At 27.0% G+C, this 4306-nt stretch carries 5 protein-coding genes; 1 reads left to right on the top strand and 4 read right to left on the bottom strand.

All coding sequences use genetic code 11. The features are described from left to right. Together VLM92_RS16160 and VLM92_RS16155 are read right to left on the bottom strand one after the other, a co-directional pair. Positions 1-581, bottom strand: a 581-nt coding sequence (locus VLM92_RS16160; RefSeq protein ID WP_325277349.1) for a carbonic anhydrase, incomplete at its 3' end; no start/stop codon positions are given. A 476-nt stretch (positions 582-1057) separates the two neighbouring features. Continuing rightward, on the bottom strand, positions 1058-1312 hold the full coding sequence (locus VLM92_RS16155; RefSeq protein ID WP_325277348.1) for a hypothetical protein: 255 nt from the start codon (positions 1310-1312) through the stop codon (positions 1058-1060). A 219-nt stretch (positions 1313-1531) separates the two neighbouring features. Between VLM92_RS16155 and VLM92_RS16150 the strand changes: the two genes are divergently transcribed. Next, a complete protein-coding gene (locus tag VLM92_RS16150; RefSeq protein ID WP_325277347.1) occupies positions 1532-1810 on the top strand; it encodes a hypothetical protein in 279 nt (92 codons plus the stop codon). Positions 1811-2044: 234 nt separating this feature from the next. Here the strand turns inward: VLM92_RS16150 and VLM92_RS16145 are convergent, their stop codons facing one another. Then, on the bottom strand, positions 2045-3478 hold the full coding sequence (locus VLM92_RS16145; protein ID WP_325277346.1) for a HAMP domain-containing sensor histidine kinase: 1434 nt from the start codon (positions 3476-3478) through the stop codon (positions 2045-2047). After that, the gene (locus tag VLM92_RS16140) at positions 3478-4161 is read right to left on the bottom strand and encodes a response regulator transcription factor (RefSeq protein WP_325277345.1); all 684 of its coding nucleotides are present in this window, start codon (positions 4159-4161) and stop codon (positions 3478-3480) included. Before VLM92_RS16140 ends, VLM92_RS16145 begins: the two co-directional genes overlap by 1 nt. Between the last annotated feature and the right edge of the window lie 145 nt (positions 4162-4306).

The following is a 4306-nucleotide window of genomic DNA, read 5'->3' as shown; positions in this document are numbered from 1 at the left end:
TTATATGTATTTTTATATCCATCGACTACGATATCTATTTTGCCTGTTTCAGGACAAATAACTAGACCATGTACTATTACATCCTTAGGAATTAATGGGTGATTTTTAATACGTTCCACACTATCTTGTATAGATTCTTCTACAGATTCAAATCCATGTAGCCATTTCTTTACATCTATACCCGCATTTGAAAGCATATTTATCGTTTCATTTGATATACCTCTATGTGCAACTTTATTTAATAAATCATCTGTATTTAAGTTGCACATACCACACCCATGATGTCCAATAATTAATACCTCTTCTACTTCAAATTCATAAATTGCTACAGCGATACTTCTCATAATACTCCCAAAAGGATGCATTATAGCTGCTCCTGCATTTTTTATTATTTTTGCATCTCCATTTTTAAGATTCATAGCCTTTGGCAATAAATCTGTTAATCTAGTATCCATGCAAGATAATACTACAATTTTTTTATCTGGTTCTTTTGATGTTTCATATTTTTCATATTCTTTATTTTTTACAAACTCACGATTATATTTTAATATTTTATCTAATTTTTTCGTCTTACCATTCATAATTAATAATTCTCCCTTCTAATTCTAATATATTTTATCCTCTTGTTGAATTAAAATTTGCTCATAATTTAATATTAATAACTGTTTTATTTATGTGTGTCAAATATTGTATATTTTATAGATTTAGTATAGTATAATATAATAATAAAAATTAGTCCACTAAATAATACCATCAACTATTAGTTTATTTGTAATACCTATAAGTAGGTATTTTTTATTGCTTTTTATTTATGGTATAATTATTATAGTATTTGTTTCTACTAGGAATATTTTAGGATGATAACCTTCCTCAGCTTTTTTCAGTTGCGCTTTTACTATAATTCTCCATATTTATCCCTCCGTTTAATATAAAAATAAGTTTAATACATAAAAATATCTATATTTACTTTTCTACAACATGGCAACAAAATAAGCCCATAAACCGTTAATTATTTTAGCTAGACGTTTATGGGCTCACTCCTATTATATACTAATTATTAAGCTTTTTTAGGTCTTAAGTCTGATTGACTCAAGTGTTTTCTTATAATGTATGATGTACCATCTTTTTTAAATTCAGCTTCATATGAATATCCATACTTTTCAATTTCATAGAAGTCTAGTATTTTAACCGCATCTCCCGCTCTTAAAGATATATTTTTAGTATACGTATCACTACCATCAACATGTACCTTTATTCTTCTGTCTTTAGCAAGATATGCTATATCATTTATTTCAAATTCTCTTTTTATCATAAAATCTCCTTAAGTATATGTTTTTACAACAGATTGTATTTAATTATTATACACATAAATCACTATAAAAGCTAATAAATCTATTTTTTTTACAATCCTCTAATATCTTTATTTTTTTATACTTATCCTTACTGAATAAATTATTTTCTCTGAAGTAATATATAAAATGAAAAATATGTCAATACTATTACTTATAATAACTACAAGGAGATTTAAACCATGGATGATTTTATGAATTACTTAAAATCTAATTTGAACCTGCATAGATTTACGTTAGTAAAAACTACTGCTAATAAATTAGTTATATTCAAATGTTGTAGCAAATATACAAAATGTATATACATAAGCATTATTGACGATTATATAGAAATAAAAATAGATAAGGTATTCGACTTAAAAGGGATGTATCCAGGAATTGAACGGTTAATGATTTCTAAAAAAGTATTTAACAGTATGAGTAAATCTTTAAACTATATTCAAAAAAATATAGTTATTTAATTCTTTTAAATATAAAAATTTCGCTTCGTCATGTCGCCAACGGCCTAAAGTACTTCGCCCATGCGTCGCTCAAAAAACAGGCCCGTTGCTTGATCCACGTGTGGGCGAACTAATTCAAGTTTAGCAGTTGGGATTATAACTTACTATATTAAAAAGCCATAAAGATTTTGAAGCCTTCATGACTTTAATTTAAAATTTAAACACTCTTGGTATATTAATTTTTATAATTTGTTCCTATACATCTAAGTGCTTTTTATCTTTTTTATGTATTGTAAAAGTAAAACTTGAACCTTTTCCTATTTCCGACTTTACATATATTTTTTCATCTAAATGACTCATAATCTCAGAAGCTATAGATAACCCTATGCCTGTCCCTGTTAAAGCATGAGCTTTATCCACTTTGTAGAATCGATCAAAAACAAATGGTATATCTTCCTTATCAATACCTACTCCTGTATCACATACACTCACTTTTATAAGATCTTTCTCATCTACAACTTCTACACTTACACTTCCTTCAATTGGAGTAAATTTAAAAGCATTATCTAATAATATTACAAGTACTTGTATTATACGATTTTTATTAGTAAATACATCTGAAATATCATTTAAGTTATGTGCTATATTAAAAGTTATTTCTAAATCATCAGCCATAATTTCAAATTCTTGTGTAGCTTCTAATATCATTGACTGCACATTTACCAAAGATTTTTCAAGCGCTACATTTCCCGATTGTAATCTCGACAACTCTAACATATCTTTAATAAGTAATTCTAATCTCATAGATTCTCTAAGTATCATACTATAATATTTTTTCTTATCAATTTTTTCTAAAAATATATCATCATTTAAGGTTTCTGCAACTGCGCGTATAGACGTAACTGGAGTTTTTAATTCATGAGATACATTCGCTATATAATCTCTTCTAGTTTGTTCTAGTAGTTTCGCTTGTTTATCATTTTCTTCTAGTTTTGTTGCTAAGTAGTTAAATGCACTTACAAGTTCTCCTATTTCATCTTCTTGGTATTGTTCTATTCTACTAGAAAAATCGCCTTGTGACATAGCTATTACAGACTTAGTCATATTATCTAATGGTTTAAGCATTCTTTTTGTAAATATATATAATGGTATTATTATAGATATTAGTGCTAAAATCATACTTACTGCTAAAACTATATAAAATCCTTTTAATGATGAAGTAATATCCTCAGCAAGTTTAATTATAAATATAGCACCTATTATATTTCCTTCACTTTTTATAGGTTGACCTACAAGTATTACATCATTACTTAGCCCATACAGTTTAGTTACTCCTTTTATAGAGTTTCCATTTAAAACTGTACCTATATATGGTTCTAGGGCTTTGTTAACCTCATCATCTGTAAATTTTTCGTGATTATATTCATTTGAAATTTCTTTTTTTGATGTATCATAGCATTGAATAATGGAAGATTCCATTAGACTTGAATCTAATATATTATTTAAACTAAAATCATTATCTACAAAGTCATTAGCAATGGTATTTATTTTTTGTTGAATCTCATTCATATTGACACTTAAAAAATGTTGTTTTATTGTAAAGCTACAAAAAAATATTGTAGCAACTACTGCACCTATGGCTGTTGCAATTATTATTTTAAATAATCTGTTTAATATACTTTTTTTCATTATGATACCTCAAACTTATAACCTACTCCATATATTGATTTAATTTCCCATTTTAAATCATCTGTTGGAAGTTTTTTTCTGAGTCTTTTAATTTGAGTATCTACAACTCTAGTGTCTCCAAAGTAATCATATCCCCAAACTTCAGATAGTATATGTTCTCTGTTTAAAATATTGCCTGCATTAGAAGCAAGCATATAAAATATTTTAATTTCCTTTGGTGTAATTTTTAATAATTCACCTTTAACATAAACCTCATGACTATCTAAGTTTATTTCAAGGTCCTCATATTTAACACAGTTACTTAGCTTACTCACATTACTTGTTCGTCTTAATACAGTTCTTATACGTGTTACAACTTCCCTTGGGGAAAATGGCTTTGCAATATAATCATCTGCACCTAGCTCTAACCCAATTATTTTATCTATAGTTTCTGATTTTGCTGTAAGCATAATGATTGGTACATCACTATTTTTACGTATTTCTTTACACACATCAGTTCCAAATATTTTTGGCATCATTAAGTCTAATAGTATTAAATCTGGTTTTATAGTCTTTGCTTTTTTTAGTGCATCTAATCCATCATATGCAGATATATAGTCCATTCCCTCTATTTTTAAATATTCCCCTATTGTTTCATGTACTGATTGTTGATCATCACATATCAAAATTAATGTATTTGACAATTTCTCCACTCTCCTCTTTTGTAAAATCAATTGTAATCTCTAGTAATAATTTAAAAAGAAAAATGCTTTAGCATGGAAACTAAAGCATTTAGTAAGGTTAGGTTGTTACATCTATATCTAATTGCTTAAGGGCAAATTTAAAAGC

This window comes from Romboutsia sp. (assembly GCF_035470145.1).
In the GTDB taxonomy this organism is placed as follows: Bacteria; Bacillota; Clostridia; order Peptostreptococcales; family Peptostreptococcaceae; genus Romboutsia_D.
Note: the sequence above shows the minus strand (reverse complement) of the source record. Positions and strands in the feature narration are given on the sequence as shown.